This window comes from Polyangium jinanense (genome assembly GCF_028435365.1).
Genome location: NZ_JAGTJJ010000021.1, coordinates 48006 through 65998, shown reverse-complemented (window position 1 = coordinate 65998; position 17993 = coordinate 48006). Strand labels below are relative to the sequence as shown.

Below are 17993 nucleotides of genomic sequence, written 5' to 3'. Positions count from 1 at the left end.
CTCGTATCCCGAACGTTGAGCGTCTCGCCGAGCCATGTCTCTTGTGGTACTCCTCGGCCGCATCCCGGTTCAGCTTTGTAAACAATCCCGAGGAAGGGCTTGCGATGATGAAGGACACGGAACGGAAGAGCGGGGGCTGGCGGCGTCGCGGCTTCGCTTTCGCTCTTATGACCTGGCTCTTCGCCTGCGGCGCCGACAGCGCGCCACCGAAGACGGAGGGCTCGGCGTCGGCGCCGCCTTCCACGACCGAATCCTCGGCGTCCATGCCGCCTGCGCTGCGTGCCGCCTACATCGAGGCGGTGCAGCGAGCGGCGCCCGAGCCGTATGTCGCTGTGGACCTCGGACTGGGGCTCATCCGCGCCGAGAATGACGCCCAGCGGTTCTCGGCGACGCTGGGCCCGTCGGGGATTTTGGTCTCGTCGCGCGAATGGTCTCTGGCCATGCGCGCGGCGGCCCTGGGCTGCGAGGGGGCGCTGTCGCCGTTGCCCGCGGCGGAGCCCGAGGCGGCGGGCAACCGGGTTCGGTATCGGCGCGAGCGGATCGAGGAGTGGTACCTCAATGGCCCGCTGGGTCTGGAGCAGGGATTCGTGCTCGACGAGCCGCCGAGCTGCGCGGGGCCGAAGGTCATCGCGCTCGAGCTCGGCGGGGAGCTCGACGCCGAGCTCGAGGACGAGGACGGCGACGGCCGTGGGGAGGCGCTCCGGTTCGTGGACAGCGAGGGTCGGAGGGCGCTCGCCTATACCGATCTGTGGGTAAAGGACGCGCAGGGGAAGAGCCTCGCGGCGTGGCTCTCGGTGGAGGCGGGGCGAGCGGCGATCCACGTCGAGGACGAGGGGGCTCTGTACCCCATCGTGATCGATCCGTTGGTCTGGACGCAGCATGCCAAGCTCCTGCCCAGCGACGGCGCGGCGGAACACGACTTCGGCCTCGCGGTCGCGCTCTCGGGCGACACGGCGCTCGTGGGGGCGCAAGGCGACGACGACCAGGGGAGCAACTCCGGCTCGGCGTATGTATTCGTGCGGAGCGGCGAGGTCTGGACGCAGCAGGCCAAACTCCTGCCCAGCGACGGCGCGGCGGACCACCACTTTGGGTTTTCCGTCGCGCTCGCAGACGACACGGCGCTCGTGGGGGCGTACGGGGACGACGACCAGGGGTCATTCTCCGGCTCGGCGTATGTGTTCGTGCGGAGCGGCGCGGTCTGGACGCAGCAGGCCAAGCTCCTGCCCAGCGACGGGGCGACAAGCGACTTCTTCGGCAGATCGGTCGCGCTCTCGGGCGACACGGCGCTCGTGGGGGCGGAGGGTAACGACGACCAGGGAGCTCCTCCGGCTCGGCGTATGTGTTCGTGCGGAGCGGCGCGGTCTGGGCGCAGCAGGCCAAGCTCCTGCCCAGCGACGGGGCGGTAGAAGACTCCTTCGGCATATCGGTCGCGCTCTTGGGCGACACGGCGCTCGTGGGGGCGTGGGGCGACAGCGACCAGGGGATATACTCCGGCTCGGCGTATGTGTTCGTGCGGAGCGGCGCGGTCTGGGCGCAGCAGGCCAAGCTCCTGCCCAGCGACGGGGCGGCAAGCGACTTGTTCGGCGGCTCGGTCGCGCTCTCGGGCGACACGGCGCTCGTGGGGGGCGCAACGCAACGACGACCAGGGGTCATTCTCCGGCTCGGCGTATGTGTTCGTGCGGAGCGGCGCAACCTGGATGCAGCAGAGCAAGCTCCTGCCCAGCGACGGGGCGGCGAACGACTTCTTCGGCCATGACGTCGCCCTCTCCGAGAATACGGCGCTCGTTGGGGCGTACGGGGACGACGACCAGGGCGACGCCTCCGGCTCGGCGTACGTGTTTTTCTTCGGCGAGCTCAAGAGCAACGGCGAGGCCTGCACGGCCGGGCTGCATTGCGCGAGCGGCATTTGTGTCGACGGCGTGTGCTGCGACGACGCCTGCGGCGGTGGGTCTCCGAGCGATTGTCAGGCGTGCAGCGTCATGATGGGCGCGGCCGTGGACGGGGTCTGCGCGGCGCTCGCTGCGGGCACCGAATGCCGCGCTTCGACGGACGTATGCGACATGGCGGAGACGTGCGACGGCACGGCGAAAAATTGCCCGTTCGACGGCGTAAAACCATTCGGCACCGAATGCCGCGCTGCGGCGGGCGCATGTGACGTGCCGGAGGCGTGCGACGGCGTTACGATCAATTGCCCGTTCGATGTCATGAAGCCATTCGGCACGGAATGCCGCGCTTCGGCCGGCGTGTGCGATGTGGCGGAGACGTGCGACGGAGCTCTGGCCGATTGCCCCGCGGATGCCAAAGCCGCGCCGGGCACGGAATGCCGCGCTTCGGCCGGCGTGTGTGATGTGGCCGAGACGTGCGACGGAACTCTGGATGACTGCCCTGGGGATGCGCAGGCGCCCGACGGAACGCCGTGCCAGGGAGGCGCTTGCATCAGCGGCGCGTGCGAGTCGGGGACCGGCGGCAGCGGCGGCGGCAGCGGCGGCGGCAGCGGCGGCAGCGGCGGCGGCCCAATCGCCGAGGAGGGCGGCTGCGATTGCCGCGCCGCACCTGGAACCCCGAGCGGCAGCCCTGGCCCGCTCCTCGGTTTGCTCGGCCTTGGTCTGCTCGCCTTGCGCCATCGTCGGTCTGCCGCCCCGAAGAGCGGGTGCTGATTACGACGTGGGCAACGGACGCATGACGATTGTATGCGTCCTACGCGTTCCAGCGCGGGACACGCACGACTCCATCGGCCGCCGGATAATCCGTGGGATCAGGGCGGCCGCTCCCCATGGCCGCCGCGTGGAGATCCCGAGCGACGCGCTCGATCAGGTCCCTCAATTCGAGCTGCGAGAGCCAATGCACCGGCAGCGCTGACGCGCCGAACATGACGCCGACGAGGTTGCCGGTGATGCTCCCCGTGCTGTCGCTGTCGCCGCCATGCGCGACGGCTCGCCACAAGGTCTGCGCCACGCTGCGCGCGGTCGCCTGGAGTACGCAGGCAATGGCGATCGCGAGCGCCTCTTCCGCGACCCAGCCCCCGCCGAGCTGCTCGATGGCCGAAGGAGACAGGGCGCCTCCCGCCGCGAGCGCTCGCGCGCGAGTGAGCGCCGCCGCGACCTCTTGGTGCTCACGCTCGCGCACCAAGAGCGCATCGGCCAGGCCCATGGCCTCTTCGAGCGTCGCGCCCCGCGCGATATCGTGCACCAGCGCCGCCAGATACGCGGCAGACAGATAACCGCTGGGGTGCCCGTGCGTGAGCACAGCGGCGTCTCGCGCGACGACGAATGCATCCTCACGGGTGCGCGCCGCGAGCCCGAAGGGGGCCGCGCGCATCACGGCGCCACATCCCTTGCTGCCGTTCGGAGGGTCGTCGATGGTCGCGATGGAGGGACGCGTGAAGCTCGACGAGAGAGCGCTCAAGCACGTCTGTCCGGGCGCGCGGCGAGCGTAGAGGCGCGGATCCGCGAGGAGCAATCCTTCGCCGCTGCGGTGGCGTACGCGATCACGCGGTGCCAATTCTTGCGTGACGTACCACCGCTGGTAGGCGCCCAATGCGAAAGGTACGATCGCGCCGCTGCCGGCGCTCCGCGCGCGCAGGAGGGCTTCGGCGGAGAAGAGGGTCATTTGCGTGTCATCCGAGACGCGTACCTCCGACGCGTACGAGAGGTCCGGAGGCGCCGTGGCGCCGAACCGCTCGATGATCTGCTTCTCGGATCGGACGAACTCGATCGGATATCCCAGCGCATCGCCCAGCGCTCCGCCGAGCAAGCAGCCCAGAAAGAGGTCCTCGCTCGGCGACGCTTCCCGTGTGGTCATGCGATCCTCCATGGAATCCTTCGTCCTTGTACCACGTGCAGCGTCGAGGCACTCAAACGAGCCTGCCCTCTTGACCGGTCACATGCTCGCGGATGCTACCGCATCAACCCCCAACGCTTTGGTGATCCGCGCGAGCACCGCTTCCGAATTCCGCGCCCAATCCCTCGCCGTCACGCGTATGACCTTCCAGTCTCGCGCCCGCAATGCAGCCGGACGATGAACGTGCCGCTCGAACGCTTCGCATGTCTCGTCCCCTTCGTCGCACAGGACCGCAACCGCATAACGCGACGATTGGACGCGATCTACCACAGCCAGCGGCACCTTGAACTCGGACGTTCCAACATCGAGCTCGCAGGTCATCCCGCGTTGCTGTAGCGCCATGGCAATCTGCGCCTTGAGCGGGACATAACCCGGCGGCAGGTCCGTGGTCGCCGACGGAGTGCTCGTCGGACGGCTCTCGCGAACGACGCGAAGGACCCGCTCCGCCAGTGCACGCTGCCCGCTCGAAAGGTAGAAAGCGAACTCGAGGAAGAGCTTGAACAGCTTGGGACCTTCGTTCTTGGTGCGGGCAACCGATAGCATCCCTGGCTCGAACGAGGCGACGATGATGCACTCGCGTTTCGCACGTGAGATCGCCACGTTCAGACGACGCTCGCCCCCACGCTGCCCAAGAGGCCCGAAGCGCGCTGGAACGACTCTTTCCGTGCCCTTCTTGGTGACGCGCTCGACGGGCGCATACCCAGGCGAGAAGATGATGATGTCGCGCTCGTCCCCTTGCACGTTCTCGAGGTTCTTGACGAACGGGCGCTCGTCCAGCCGTTCGGCCGAACACGCCTGATCCCAGCGTTCCGCAAACACGCGATCCGACGTGCGGCGCCGATCGATTTCGTCGAGGATCGTCTGCCGTTGCTGGATGTTGAGCGTCACGATGCCGATGGTAGGCACGGGGGTTCGTCCGAGAAGGTCCATCACGACGTCCATGACCACGCGGGCTTCTGGCTCGTTGCGGCTGGCGTCGTACTTGCCATCGGGGACCATCACGGTACGAATGGCCGGTGGCGCCGTGCGGCTCGCAGTCGAGGGGATCGTGAGCAGCGAGCCGTCATACATGGCGTAGTTGGAGAATGCGATCAGCTCCTCGTGGGCGCAGCGGTAGTGCCACGAAAGGCCGCTTCGAGGCACTCGTGATCGGGCGAGCGTGAGCAACGACTCCGCCTCGAAAAGCTCGCGCGCTCCGGTCGCCTCTTCGTCATCCGTGCTCTCCCCCTCGTCCGTCGATTTGGCTGTGAAAAACGACGTCGGCGGCATCTGCTTCTCGTCACCCGCGATCACCGAGCGCTGCGCACGCAGGAGCACCGGGAGCCCGCTCTCCACGGTGCATTGTGAAGCCTCGTCGAAGATCACCAGATCGAAGAGCGGCTGCCGGGGGAAGAGCACCGTCATGGTCTCCGGCGAGAGGAGCCAAACGGGCACGAGATCGAGCAAGCCCTCCGGCGCGAATTTGCGCATGAACGTGCGCATCGGCATGACGTTCCGCTGCTTGCGACACTCCTTGAGCATCGCCTCTTTCATGGCCTGATCCGCCGTGCGACGACGACCTCGCTGCGCCGTACCCGCGCGCAGCAGCGCATGGTTGTCGAGCCGTGCAGCGATACGTTTCCGCTCGAGGTCCGCCGCACGTCCGACCGTCGCAGCCATCCGCTGCTCGGCGGTCTCTTCGTCCCCGAACGGCGTGGGGCCATCGAGCTGCCGGAGCTCCGGCGTCGATCGCTCCAGCGTGTCGAGACGGGCAACGGCCCAGGTCTTGACCAGCGACTCGGTCCAGGCCGAAGCATCCGCAGTCGGGAGATGCTCCGCGAATGCATGAAAGACGGCGGGCGCCTCGGGGCACAATGTACTGAATGCAGCAAGGCGACGATCTGCCTCGGCAACCCGACGAGCGTCGCGCCGGAACATTTCCAGGAAGGCCTCGAGCTCGGCCCGTCCTGGCAGCCGCCCGAGCCAGGGGAAGAACCCCGCAAGCGACTGCGCCGCGGTATGGTGCGCGTCCCGTGCTGCGATCACTTGAAGCCTCGCGTCGAGGGCGCGATCCCATGCCTCGATCTCCTCGACCGAGAAGCGGGCCGGCCACGCGTTCACGGCCTCGAGAAGATGCCTCGTCGCGACGAGGGCAGTCAGACGCCGATACGTCTCCCCCACCTTCCGGAGCAGGCCCCCCACATGGGCCGCGGAGTTGGATGCGAGCGAGCGTAGACTGAAAGCTTCGAGGCATGCCTCGGCTTGCTCCCAAGCGCGCGTCGCACGCGCACGGGACAAGAGCTCCGTGAGAAGCGGCGGGTCGAGCGGCGCGCCTGCTTTCTCCGGGAGGAGCGCCGTCATGGAGCCTCGAACGACGCCCCTCGCGCGCCACCAAGCGGGCGAGAAGTACCGGAAGAATCGATTCCCCCATTGCAGAAGCACCCCCATGGCCGCTTCGACCGTTGGCCCTGGATTGAATGCCACGCGTTGTGCGAAGTGCAGCAGCACTTCCTGTGCCTGCGCCCACGCCTGCTCGGCCTCACCCAGGTTCCGGGCGCGGTCCGGGTAGAGCGTCGCGACCGTGAGGGCATTCGCGAAGAGCATCTGGTCTTCCGGATGGATGCGAAGATCGCGCGTCGCCCGCGCTGCCTCCAGCATGCCCTTCGCGGACTCCAGGCGATCGATGGGCGTCGGTGCCACCGCGGCAAGCCATTGCTGAAGCTCCGCGGCCGTCGTCACGGCCCTGGCAATCGTAGGCTCGAAGGTCTGGAACCAGGACTCCGCCTTGTCGGCGAGGGAAATGCGCCCCGACCGCCACTGCGAACCCTTCCCGAACAGATCGGCATAGCGTCTGAGCGCCGCCATCTCGGTTTGAGCGCGGCGCAGATCGCCGTCACGAAGCCCCATGCAGCCGGATGCAGCTGAAACGGCGGCTGCGGGTAGTCCTGAGCTGAGCGCATGAAGCTGCCCGACATGAATCGAGCATCCTGGAAGTTTTCGCCCGAGCAACTCCGCACGCCGATCGAAGACCTGGGTCAACGCGGCGAGCTCCTGCGTGGTCTGCGCGGCCGACGCCGTATCGAATTCCGCCGATGGTCCGGCCTCGAGACGCGCAGCGATTTTCTGGTAGACGGGCTTCCGATCCTCCTGGACGTCGTGCACGAGAGCAACGGCGTGCTCGAAACCCGTTTGCTGCAGTCGTTGCGCCACGACGTCGAGCGCGGCGCGCTTCTCGCTGACCACCGCGACCCGCTCACCTCGCCCGATGGCATCCGCGACGAGATTGACGATGACCTGGCTCTTGCCCGTCCCCGGAGGCCCGTCGACCACGAGCGCGCGCTTCGTCCGGGCGAAAGCGAGGACCTGCCTCTGGCTCGGATCGGACGCGATCACGGGAACACCGAGGCTCTCATCGCTCGTGGTCTGCGGAGGGCTCGGCGTCAAATTCGACCCGAACCTGTCCCGCATCTCGGCCGGTAGAAGCTCCAGGGCACCGCCAAGCAAGGTACCGATCGGGGTATCGCCGCGTGCCAGGTCTGAAAGGAGACCATCGTAGTCCTGGAGGAGATCCGAATTCGACTGCGGGAACAGGCCAAGGACCGCGATCTCCTCGACTTCGAGGAAGTCTTCGCGTCGTCCCAGCACCTCCTCGCGACGATCTTTGAGTGGGGAAAGCTCGCCCGTCAATTTGTTGGAGCTGATGCCGAGGCGTGCAAGCTCTCCAAGCAGCGCCTCGGGCCCGTGCGCCAGATCTGCAGCCAATTCATCGAGTCGTGCCGCGAGGTCGTCCGGCAGGGGAAGTCCCTTTTTGGTGAACAGCGCTCGAAGCAGCGCGAGGTTTGCCGCGGGCGGCTGGTCCTTGTGCGGCTTCAAGGCGAAGCTGCGTGCGCCGCGATCGTCACGCTCGAGATCGACGGGGTAAAGGACGAGAGGTCCTCGCACGAGGTATCCCCCGGCAAGCCCGATCAGGAACGGATACCCGAGCGCCAGATCGTTTGCCCCGGTTTCCTCGAGACGCGCGTTGTGCTCCCGATCGAGAATCAACAGATCTCGCAGCGCCTGGTTCGCCCCTGCATGCCGTCCGGCCTCCGCGGCCTTCACGAGAACAGCGCGCTCTCCGGACCGTACCTGCGCAAGCACACGCTCCGACAAACCGACCGAGACCTGCTCGAGCGTATCGATGTCGAAAGCGCGTCCGGGGCGGGCCTGGTACAGGCGAACCGACGGGCTACGGCCATCACCCGAGACGAGCTGCTCGCGCAACTTGCCGATCCCGCGAATCACAACGCTTTCGGGGCTCCCGGGGACGACCGATGACGTCGATGCTGCGGGAGGAGGCGGCGTGGCGCCCCGTGCCTCCAGGTGAAGCACGGTATCGAGCTCGACGGAGGCGATGTCTTCGGCAGACCGCAACCCAGCGCGCGGGATTGCCTCCTGCACGGTGCGCAGAAGCTCCGAACCTTTCCGTTTCGCGCCGAGGAGCCGCAAGAGACGGCGAAGCGTCGCCTCGCCTCCGCCTCGGCGTGCCATGGCCCCCAGGAAAGCGTCGAGCGCGCTCTGCGCCTCCCTCGCGCGTGGAGGGAGCGGAACGTCCAGCACCGGCTGCGGAATCGTATCGGGCGACAAACCAAACCGGCGAACGAGGACGGCTGCGAGGCGCTGGAACAAAGCTCCTGCGCCGATCGCGTCGCCGATGGCCAAAAGCGTACTCACTTCGCGAGGATCCAGGACCCCATCCGCTCCGATCACATGTGCCAGCAGGCCGAAGAGAGAGCGATGGGAGGCCGCTCCGAGAGAGGCCATCAAGCCCGCGAGCTCGCCAAAACGCCGGCGAGCGAACGCGACGTCGAAGTACGCCGCGTAATCCTGAACGAGCGGAGCAAACACCCGCTCGATCGCCTCTGCCTCGGTGTCTGCCATCTCGCCGTCGGCGGCCGCCACGAGGACGCTGCTGGCGAGCGCGCACGCATGAAGCTCGGTAGGCTGGGGTTCCAGCATGTGATAGCTGGTGTCGAATCCCGGCACTGCGAGGACCTTGGCAAGCACGGCATTGATGTCGGCCATGCTGCGCGAACCGGGGCCACGGCCGGTCAGCGAACGATAAAGATCCGATTCGCTGAAGAGCCATGCCGCATAGGCGCGAAGGTTGTGTTCGGGATGCGTGACGCCCAGCGTGCCGGATCCTTCGCGCAGGCACTGCTCGATGAGCTCCTTGCACTGTGCCAGATACGCTTCCGTATCCCACGTGAGTGCATTCCCGGGTAGCCCCGTGGTGCTGATCATTTCGAGCCGAAGGAGCGCATGCAAATCCTGGCACGCGAGCAAGCCAAACCGATCGGCCGTGAGTTCGCCTGCCATGCTGAGTGAGCTCGCGAGCTTCTGGATGGGCTCGGGTACATCCTCCGCGTCGGCAAGCACGCTCGCCATTCGACCCGACTGTCCCAGCGGGGTCCACGGTCCGTGTGCAAGGTAGTGCCCCAGCTCGTGACCGAGCACGGCGCGCATGCTCCCCGGGTCGAGCAAGGTGATCATGCGTCCCTGCACCTCGACGAGGATGGGCTCCTCGATGAGGTGAATCGATGCGTTCTCGATCCCCGCCGACTGGTAAATCTCGATTGGGCGTTGGATGCCAAGAATGCCCAGGCATTCCTTGGCGCTCGCGTGGAGCTCGGGAGCCATCCCCTCGCTGAGGCGCAGCGACTGTCCCATCAACTTGCGACGAACCGCGGCGGGGTCGGGCAGCGCAAGGGAACCTTGGATCGATGCCACGAAGGGCTCACGCTGGAGCTGGGCAGCGAGCTCGCGTTCGAGCGGGAGGCGTATGGCCTCCGCGTCGAGGTTGCGGATCGGGGTGGGCTTATCTTGGTTGGAAGCGACGCCGGTCATGACGATGGTTCCTGGCTCAGATCATTTCTGCGGCGGCATTGCGACGAAGCTCATCGAGATCCACGCGATAATCGGGCTGCAACCGGTCGAACCGTGTCCCGTGGCACGTGAGGAGGATGATCTGTAGTTCCTTGGCTGCATCCCGCAGGATCCGCACCATGGAGAGGAACCGCGCATCGTCCGTCCAGCCCATCGTGTCGTCGAGGATGAGGGGGAGCGGTCTCCGATCTTTGGCGAATACCCTCGCGAGAGCGATTCGCACGATGACCGAGAGCTGCTCTCTCGTTCCGCCCGAGAGCTGCCCGAAATCCTCCTCCATTCCACGGCGAACCACCTTGTCGAGCCGGAGATCCTGCGTCATCCGGATCTCGGTGCCGGGCCTCAGGTTGTTCAGGTAAGGCGCGGCCTCGTTCAGCACAGGCCCGAGGAAAATGCGTTGCGCCTCGGTGTATGCCTCTTCCGTCAAATCCCAGAGAATGCGTGCCGCGCGAGCTTTTTGCTCGATGCTCTCGAGGACCTCGGCTGCTGCAGCCTGCTCTGCCTTCGCCTCGCTGAGATCCTCGAACCGCCCCTCGGAGGCAGCTTTGGTGAGCAACGCCTGCAGGCTGCTCACATCGTCACGCAGCTTGAGCAGATGCTTCTCGTGCGATTCGAGGGCGGACTGCGCACGCGCCACTTCATCACGAAGCAGCTCGGGCGTCGCGGCGGCGAGCTCCGAGGCCGCGCGTTCGGCGCCCGACCTTGCCTCCTCGAGCTCGACGCGGGCCTCGTCGAGCTTCGCTTCGAGCACCGAATCGAGCGTCTCTTTGCGAGCCGCGACGAGCTCCTCCACGCGCCTCTCGTACTGGTTCTTCTGCTCCATCCACCGCCCGCGGAGCTCCCCTACCTCGTGAGCACAAGCGCTCTTGTGCTTCTCGAGGAGGATGGCCTTCTCTTTCGACGAAGCCTGCGCGGTCACGAGCGGCAAGAGCTCGGCTTCGAGCTCCTCGATCCGTCGCCGCAACACCTCGACGGCAGGCCCCTGCTCGATATCGGTTCGCTCGCTCGTCGCGGCGGCCTCGAGCGCACGCTTTCGCCCGCGCAGCGCGTCCAGGCCATCGGGGGCCACGAGCCTCAGATTCTCGATGAGTCGCTCCCGTCTGCCGACCAGATCTCGCGTCGTCGCCCAGCGTTCTCTCGCCGCGCCCAGATTCGCGATCTGCGCCCGCTGGAACGCCTCTTCGAGCGCGCGCTCGGCCTGCTCGAGCTTCAGCCAGTCGCTCGATTCGCCAGGAATCACCGTCCACTCCGAGCCTACCTCCTCGAGCGTCATCGGTTCGGCCACGAGGAGCTCGCGGCCCGAAAGCGCACCCGACAAACCGCGGAGACGCGCCGACTTGGTTCTGACCGTCGTCTCCCGTGCGGCCAAGGCCTCTTCGAGCTCCACGAGCCTCGTGAGCTTCTCGGCATGAACGGGGTTGGCCCCGAGCTCGACCTCGACCTCGGCCTGCCTGGTCAGAGCCTCCCGCGCGGAAGCAAGCTGCGTCTCCGCCGCCTGCGCTTCGCGCTGCGTGCGCTCCGCCTCGGCTCGAAGCGCATCGATCCCGCGCGGCGCCACCTCGGCGAGGCGCTGCTCGAGCGCGGATTTCTTTCGCGCAACATCCTCGCGCGCCTTCGCCATGGCCTCCGCCTGCTCCAGCGACTCGACGCCATGCACCCGGAGCGCAGAGACGAACGCGCGTTCGGCATTCTCCAGGCGCACGGTGGCCCTGGCAAGCTCCTCACCACGAGGCGTGAGCAGCACGTCCGCCGCATTCCCGATGGAAATGGCCGTGGGGCGCGTGATCTGGCGAGCGAGCGTTTCTCCTTTCGCGAGGGCCACGGGCGGCTCGTCCTCGCCCACGCGAACGGAGATCTCCGAGACGGCGCGCAAAAGGAGCTCCGTACCCATCGCGCCGCGCGACTCCCGGGCCAGCGCCACCTGCTTCTCCGCGTGACGAAGTGCCTGGATCGCCTCGGCATCGACCGAATGCTTCCCGTGCTCCACACGAACGCGGTCGAGCTCCTCTTGTGCTTCGAGGGCCAAGACCAGACGCTCTTCCAGGCGCTTCTGCTCTCCCATCCGCTGGGAGACACGGACCGCCAGCTCGTCGATCCCGGACGGCGCCAGTTGCTTGATTCGACGACGTAGCGTCTCCGCCTCGCGCTCGGCCTCCTCTCGCGCGGCGCGTCGCTCGCGTGCGCGCTGCACATCAGCGACGCCGAGGCTGTAGAGCGCTTCCTTCAACGCGGAGCGAGCCTCCTTCGCCAGAACCACGGCTTGCCCGAGCCCCGCCTGCGCAGGCACGAGCTCGACCTCACCGAGCTCCGAGATCTCGATCGCCTTGCCCATGCCGATCCAGATCCGCCCTTCGGATCGAGCGACGATCCTCGTCCCCTCGACCGACAGCTTCGCGCGCAGCGTATCGACACGCCCCGAGAGCTCCTCGATCTGCTTGTAGACCCGCTCGTCGAAGCTGCCGCTCGTGCGGGTCCGGTCGACCTCCTCGATCTCGAGGGCGATCACCTCCGCCTTCCGCAGGCTCTCCGAAACCCGGAGTGCTTCCGCGCGCTTGTGCTCCCGGTCGAGTTGCTGCCGCGATGCATCGAGGGCCTGACGCTTCTCCGTGACCTGCTCGTCGGCCTGTCGCAGCGCTTCTTGCCCTGCCTGCGCTTCTTGCTCGCGGGTCAGGAGGAGCGCCTCCATCTCGTCGAGGTTCTGGCGGGCGCGCCGGACATCCCCCTCGAGCTGAGCCACCTGCGCCACGATGACCGACCGCGCGGTGACATCTTGCCGACGGGCAGCGGCCCGCGCTTCCACGGCCGTCACCTTGGCGTTCGCTTCACGTAGCCGAGCTTCCTTCTGCTGGACCGCATTCGCCTGCCGCTCGGCGTCCTCCCGTTCCGCCTTCAGGACCGGAAGCTGCCTCTCCGCCTCGGCGAGCCGCGCCTTTTGCGCCTCCTGCCGCGACGCCAGATCCTCGACATCCCGCACGGCGTTCTCGATCTGCCGCACGCGCTCGTCCGCCGCTTGCTTTCGATCGAGAGCTTCCTTGTACTCCCCCGTCGGTTTGTCGGTCTTCGGCGTGTAGAACTTCTTGAGCTCCTCGTGGACCTTGGCCCGTATCCGCTCGCCATGCTTGCCGCCCATCACCTTCCCGACCTGACGGCTCACGGCATCTGCGAGCGCACCGCGCACCTCTTCGTCGAGCGTGCCTCCCGGATCCGCGTACGCGGACTCGTCCTGCGTCACCCAGAGCAGCCCCCAAACGCCCATGTCCTCGCGGGACACCCCATTCCTGCCCTTCGGCGCTCGACCTTCGAGCTTGCCTCGTAGGAAATCGTCGGCCTCGTGCGCTTTGAGGATGGTGCCATCCGCGAGCTGGACCTCGGCCATTGGTTTCTCGATGAACCGCTTGAAGACCTGGAGCCGTTCGCCCTCGTAGTCCATGACGATCTGCACCTCGGGCGCGAGCCTCGTCCCGTGCGGTTGCAGCGCCATCACGGTCTTGTTCTTCGTCGCATGACGTTCGAACAAGCCGACCTTCAGGGCCTCGACGAGCGTCGACTTGCCCGCTTCGTTGCTGCCGCTGACGACGTTGATGCCTGGCGCGAAGGGCCCGAGATGGATCGGGCCACGCAGCGTGCCGACGTTCGTGACACGCAGCTCCACGAGCCGGATCGCGCGACTCACGACGCCTCCTTGTGCAGCCGATAGAGCAACCGCAGCGCCCGCGCGGTGTCCTCGGTTGGTTTGTCCGGCAGGCCCGCCTGGAGACGCTCCGCGACGCGTCCGATCCATCCGCTCGTGCGCAGCGCGGCGATGTCCTCGTCGCCGAAGATCGTGTGGAGGTTTTCGTCGCGGACCCGCAGGAAACGGAACCTGTCGCGCGCGCGCGCGAGGACGTCGTTCTCGAGGCGACTGCGGAGCTCCACGCGCGGCGCACCCTTCAAGGTCAGCTCGATGAGCGTCGAGCCCTTGCCCTGGTACGTGTCGAGGAAGCGCTCGAGCCGCTCGAGCTCCTCCTCCGTCTCGACCGTGAACTCGTGCTGCTTCCAGTGGAACGTGCAGACCTGTTCGTGCGCGACCACGGGCCGCTCACCTCGGCCGCCGACCTCGACGAGCAACACGCTCCCGGGGTTCTGCTCTTTGAAGCGCGTCGCCTCGGGTGTCCCCGAGTACCACGTGCGCTCGTCGATCTGCAGGCGCCCGTGCCAGTCTCCGAGTGCGAGGTAGTCGAGCCGCGCACGCTCCGCGAGGTCCTTGGGGATCGCGTTGTGGATCTGCTCCTCGTCGTCGACGAGCGCGGCGAGGAACTCCTTGATGCCCCCATGCGCGACGCCGATGCGGACGTGATCCTGCGGCCCGTAGTCCGCTGTGAGGTGCTCGGTCACGTCGCCGAGCTCGTGGCGCTCGAAGAGCGGGCACGGCAGGAGCACGACGCCCTCGCGGAGGATCATCGGCTCGCGAGAGCCGAGAACGCGGACGTTTGGCGGGCATTCCTTCTTCCAAAGCGTCGTCCGGTAAAGCGCCTCGGGGGTGAGCGGGTCATGGTTGCCGGGAAGCAGGAGCACCTGCGCGGGGATCTCGCGCATCTTGTCGAGCGAGCGCCGGATGGTGTCCGGCTTGAGGCTGTGGTGCTCGAAGACATCCCCCGCGACGACCACGAAGTCGGCCTTGAACTCGCGGGCGATGGTTCCGATCTTCTGCACGGTCTCGAGCCGCGCGTTCCGCACGACCGCACCGGCGTCTCCCGGGATGAAGTGCGCTCGAAGGCCGAGCTGCCAGTCAGCGGTGTGGATGAAGCGTACGGGGCTCATGGTGCTGGGGCGCGAAACCTACCGTCAACTCGGATCCAGGAACGTACAGCAAAACCGTTTGAAAGACAAACCACATCTGAGGGCCGGTTCGGCCTGCTAGTTGCACCAGAGCGAGATGGGTGCGCCAACCCACACGCGTCAGCCTCCAGGGCCATTGCGACACGGCTGCTCAGGGCATTCATCGACCATTGCCCCGGGAAAACATTGGAAAGACGCAAGTCCTCCGGCCCTCCTGCCCCTCGAGCCCGAGGATGGTAGGGAAAAACCTCGCTTGCACAAGGGGAGAATGAGCCTGCGCTACACGCGTGCGGGGGCGCGTCTCAGAATCTGTCCGGGAACGTCAGGAGAGAATACGCACGCCGTCAGGGCAGAGGGGAAAACAACTCGGCGGACCACTGGACCTGGCCGAATCCGCCAACGACGAGCAGCCGGTTGTCTTCGAGCAAGGTGGTCGTGTGCCAGTAGCGCGCCACGACCATGGATGGAAGGACGCTCCACGTATTGCGGGCCGGGTCGTAGACCTCGGCGCCGCGCTGGATGCCCGTGTAATCATCGTAGCCGCCGGCCACCAGCACCTTGCCCGAGGGCAAGAGCGTCGCCGTGTGACGACCGCGGGGCTGATTCATGGCCGCGACCGGAGACCAGAGCCCTGTCGCAGGATCGTAAAGCTCGGCCTTCGTCGCGGGAACGCCGTCGACCCCCCCGCCGGTCACCAGCACCTTGCCCGAACGGAGCTGCGTGGCCGTGTGGGCCGTGCGAGCCGTGGCCATGGCGCTCACGGTCGTCCACACGCCCGTGGCCGGATCGTAAAGCTCGGCCGAGGCAAGTCGGGTCGAATTCGCCTCCCCGCCGGCCACCAGCACCATGCCGGAGGGAAGGAGCGTGGCCGTGTGGCGCTGGCGCGCCGTGCCCAAGGAGCCGGCGGCTGTCCACGTGCCCGCGATCGGATTGTAGATCTCGCCCGAGGCCAGCGCCGTACCTCCGTGCTCTTGGGCGGTTCCACCCGTCACCAGCACGCGGCCGTCCTGCAGCAGGGTAGCCGTGTGATAGAAACGTGGCGTGGCCAGATGGCCCGTCACCGACCAGGTGCCGGTGTCCGGATCGTAAAGCACGGCCGACTTGCCCGTGCTGCCAGCGCCGGCGAGCAGCACCTTGCCCGAAGGGAGGAGCACCATCGTGGCCCCGCGATAGCTGCTCGGAGCATTGGCGGTGCTGCTCCAGGTATTCGTGGCCGGGTTGTACAGCTCGGCCGGGGGATTGTAGCCCCCGACGACCAGGACCTGGCCGTTCCGCAGCCGAATCGCCGTGTGCAGGAGCCGGTCGAACAAGAGGCGCGCGGTCTGGACCCAACCCATGACGTGACCGCGGAGCCGCAGCCCCGGGCCGCTGACACGGCCACGGCCCTCCACGATGAGGTCGTAGGTCTCCTCGAACGGCCCCGGCTCGGTGGGGACGCGGATCTCGAACTGAAGCGTGGCGACCTGCCCGGGGCCGACGGTCGACTCGACAGGGCCGCACGGACGCGAGGGGCTGAGCCAGCTCGGCGCGGCGAGGCGGCCCGGGTGATCCGGAGGATTGGTCGTGGCGAGGCGGAGCGCGCCCGGCTCCGCTTGCTGCCAGCCCTCGAGGCCGATGTTGTGGACGTGAAAGCGCACGACCGCTGCCTGGCCAGGGAGCAGGAGGTCGAGGTCCACCGGCTCGGCGCTGCTCACGCCGCTCGCGCCGCTCGTCATGCGAAGGCCGACGACATCATGAGCGAGCGGCAGCAACGGCGCCTGCCAGGGCTGCGCAGAATCAAACACGAGGCCGCTGGAGGCCATGCCCCGACCGGCGCGCTTGCGCACGGCGGACCATAGGTGCGTCGACCCGTCGATCCAGCGCGCGTACTGCCAGGTTCGGGTCAGGCGCACGCCTTCCGCGGGGACTTCCTCCTCGGGCACGAGGAGCTCACGTCCCGGATCGAGCAAGCGACCGCGCGGGAGGATGGGCACGGGCGGCCCGTCCTCGGTGGCGCGCTCCAGCGCCGCGACACGCAGGACGTTCGTGCCCGGCGCGGCCTCCTCGGGGACGAGCGGGATCCAGTGTTCCGGCACCTCGGAGGCCAGCCGGTAGACGAGCGGCGCGATCTGCACGGGCGAACCCGCGTGGGACGCCGCGTCCCCCTGCAGCCGGCGCTGCTCGTGCCATGCCTCGACGCGGTTGACGCGCGTGCCCGCGGCACCCTCGACGGTGCGCTCGATGGCCCACGCCACGTTGGCGTCCTCGTCCCGCAAGAGCACGACGTCCTCCAGCGGCTCGCTCTCCAGGCTGGTCGTCAGGGCCGGCGGGAGGAACAGGCGGTTCAAGCGCTCGCCCGCCGCGGCCGCGCCCAGGCCGACGGCCGTGAGCTCGTACATGGCCCAGTCCGGCGCGGTCCCTCGTTCGATGAGCCAGGTGTCGCCGAACGTGTCACCGACCACCAGCGAGCGGACATGGGTGAGCGTACCCACATCCAGCTCCAGCGGGATGACATACCAGTCGTTGCCGTAGATCGTGGCGAAATCCAGCACGAGCATGCGCGCGAGGTCCGAGGGGGCCGCGTCGATGCTGCCCAGGTCCACGCGGCTGTCCTCGAGCTCCCAGAACCGAGCCGCGGGCATGCCCGCGTAACTCGCGCGGACAGGCAGGGTGGTGGCGACCACGCTGGACGGGGTCCCGGTGACAGGCAGCGCCGCTTCGGTGTCGTGGATGAACGAATGCCAGTCGAGCGCGCCGCCCTGGTGGTTCGCCGCCTTGAGCACCACCGTCGCGCCCGCGGACTGGGCCGCGACCTCGAAGTGGTACTCGAACTGCTCGCGATGCAGCGCCGTCTCGCCGGCGGGCGCGACCCGCACCAGGTCGTCGAACCAGGCCAGATAGCGATTGGCAGCGGCCTGGACACGCGCCACGTCCTCCGGCGCGATCTCGATCCCCGCCGGGAGGCCGCCCCGCAGCGCGGCCGCGAGCGAAAGGCCATCCGGGGCGCGGCGGCCCATGACGGCGAGGTAACGAAGGCTCGCGGCGTCGATCTCCCCGGCGGGCATCGCCAGGGGAAACGCTTGCCGGAACGCATCCCGGTAGGCGCCGGCCCCCTCGAGGTCGAGCTGGCGCAGGAAGTGGAGCCCGGCCTCGGCGGCGGTCCGGCGGTCCACGGCGCCCACCGCGTCGTGCTCGACCTCCACCTCGAGCGGCATCGCGGCGCTGTACGATCGAGCTTTCCCGCGCGGCGCGCGCACCGCGCCGAGCGGCGCCGCCTCCGCGCGCAGGCGCGCCCAGACCGGCGAACCGGCATCCTCTCCCTGAAACTCGCCCACCTGCCACTGCCGACCGAGCAGCCACAGGGGGTCGTGGACGCGGGCCTCGAGGCCAGGGCGCATGTCGCCGCTGCGAGCGCGCGGCTCCAGACGGGTCCAGGTGGTGATCGAAGGCAT

The 17993-nt window shown here is 67.8% G+C and carries 8 protein-coding genes; 3 read left to right on the top strand and 5 right to left on the bottom strand.

Features of this window, described 5'->3' with window-relative positions:
• Positions 1-167: 167 nt before the first annotated feature.
• Genes KEG57_RS28610 through KEG57_RS28605 form a run of 3 tightly spaced genes read left to right on the top strand, consistent with a single transcriptional unit; the run spans position 168 to position 2657 of the window.
• A complete protein-coding gene (locus KEG57_RS28610) occupies positions 168-1406 on the top strand; it encodes an FG-GAP repeat protein (protein ID WP_272458985.1) in 1239 nt (412 codons plus the stop codon).
• Complete coding sequence (locus tag KEG57_RS56135) at positions 1340-1756, top strand: FG-GAP repeat protein (RefSeq protein WP_372518263.1); 417 nt, start codon at positions 1340-1342, stop codon at positions 1754-1756. Before KEG57_RS28610 ends, KEG57_RS56135 begins: the two co-directional genes overlap by 67 nt.
• Positions 1698-2657 (top strand): MYXO-CTERM sorting domain-containing protein, encoded by a 960-nt coding sequence (locus KEG57_RS28605; protein ID WP_272426784.1) that lies wholly within the window; start codon positions 1698-1700, stop codon positions 2655-2657. The genes KEG57_RS56135 and KEG57_RS28605 overlap by 59 nt, the downstream gene beginning before the upstream one ends.
• Before the next feature lie 40 nt (positions 2658-2697).
• On the opposite strand, the gene KEG57_RS28600 is transcribed toward KEG57_RS28605, so the two are convergent.
• From KEG57_RS28600 to KEG57_RS28580, 5 genes are all read right to left on the bottom strand, one after another.
• Positions 2698-3801: an ADP-ribosylglycohydrolase family protein gene (locus KEG57_RS28600; RefSeq protein ID WP_272426785.1), complete on the bottom strand. Its 1104-nt coding sequence runs from the start codon at positions 3799-3801 to the stop codon at positions 2698-2700.
• 78 nt (positions 3802-3879) lie between these two features.
• The gene (locus KEG57_RS28595) at positions 3880-9705 is read right to left on the bottom strand and encodes an AAA domain-containing protein (RefSeq protein ID WP_272458984.1); all 5826 of its coding nucleotides are present in this window, start codon (positions 9703-9705) and stop codon (positions 3880-3882) included.
• Positions 9706-9721: 16 nt separating this feature from the next.
• Entirely contained in the window at positions 9722-13417 is a 3696-nt protein-coding gene (locus KEG57_RS28590) for an AAA family ATPase (RefSeq protein WP_272458983.1), read from the bottom strand.
• Positions 13414-14544, bottom strand: a complete 1131-nt coding sequence (locus tag KEG57_RS28585) for a metallophosphoesterase family protein (protein WP_272458982.1) — start codon at positions 14542-14544, stop codon at positions 13414-13416. The genes KEG57_RS28590 and KEG57_RS28585 overlap by 4 nt, the downstream gene beginning before the upstream one ends.
• Positions 14545-14906: 362 nt before the next feature.
• Complete coding sequence (locus tag KEG57_RS28580) at positions 14907-17993, bottom strand: Kelch repeat-containing protein (RefSeq protein ID WP_272458981.1); 3087 nt, start codon at positions 17991-17993, stop codon at positions 14907-14909.

What these genes read in the sequence shown, in the direction of transcription:
- KEG57_RS28610 (WP_272458985.1), top strand. Translation starts at nt 168, where the DNA reads ATGACCTGGCTCTTCGCCTGCGGCGCCGACAGCGCGCCACCGAAGACG.
- KEG57_RS28605 (WP_272426784.1), top strand. Translation starts at nt 1,698, where the DNA reads ATGCAGCAGAGCAAGCTCCTGCCCAGCGACGGGGCGGCGAACGACTTC.
- KEG57_RS28600 (WP_272426785.1), bottom strand. Translation starts at nt 3,801, where the DNA reads ATGACCACACGGGAAGCGTCGCCGAGCGAGGACCTCTTTCTGGGCTGC.
- KEG57_RS28595 (WP_272458984.1), bottom strand. Translation starts at nt 9,705, where the DNA reads ATGACCGGCGTCGCTTCCAACCAAGATAAGCCCACCCCGATCCGCAAC.
- KEG57_RS28585 (WP_272458982.1), bottom strand. Translation starts at nt 14,544, where the DNA reads ATGAGCCCCGTACGCTTCATCCACACCGCTGACTGGCAGCTCGGCCTT.
- KEG57_RS28580 (WP_272458981.1), bottom strand. Translation starts at nt 17,993, where the DNA reads ATGCCTTCGATCACCACCTGGACCCGTCTGGAGCCGCGCGCTCGCAGC.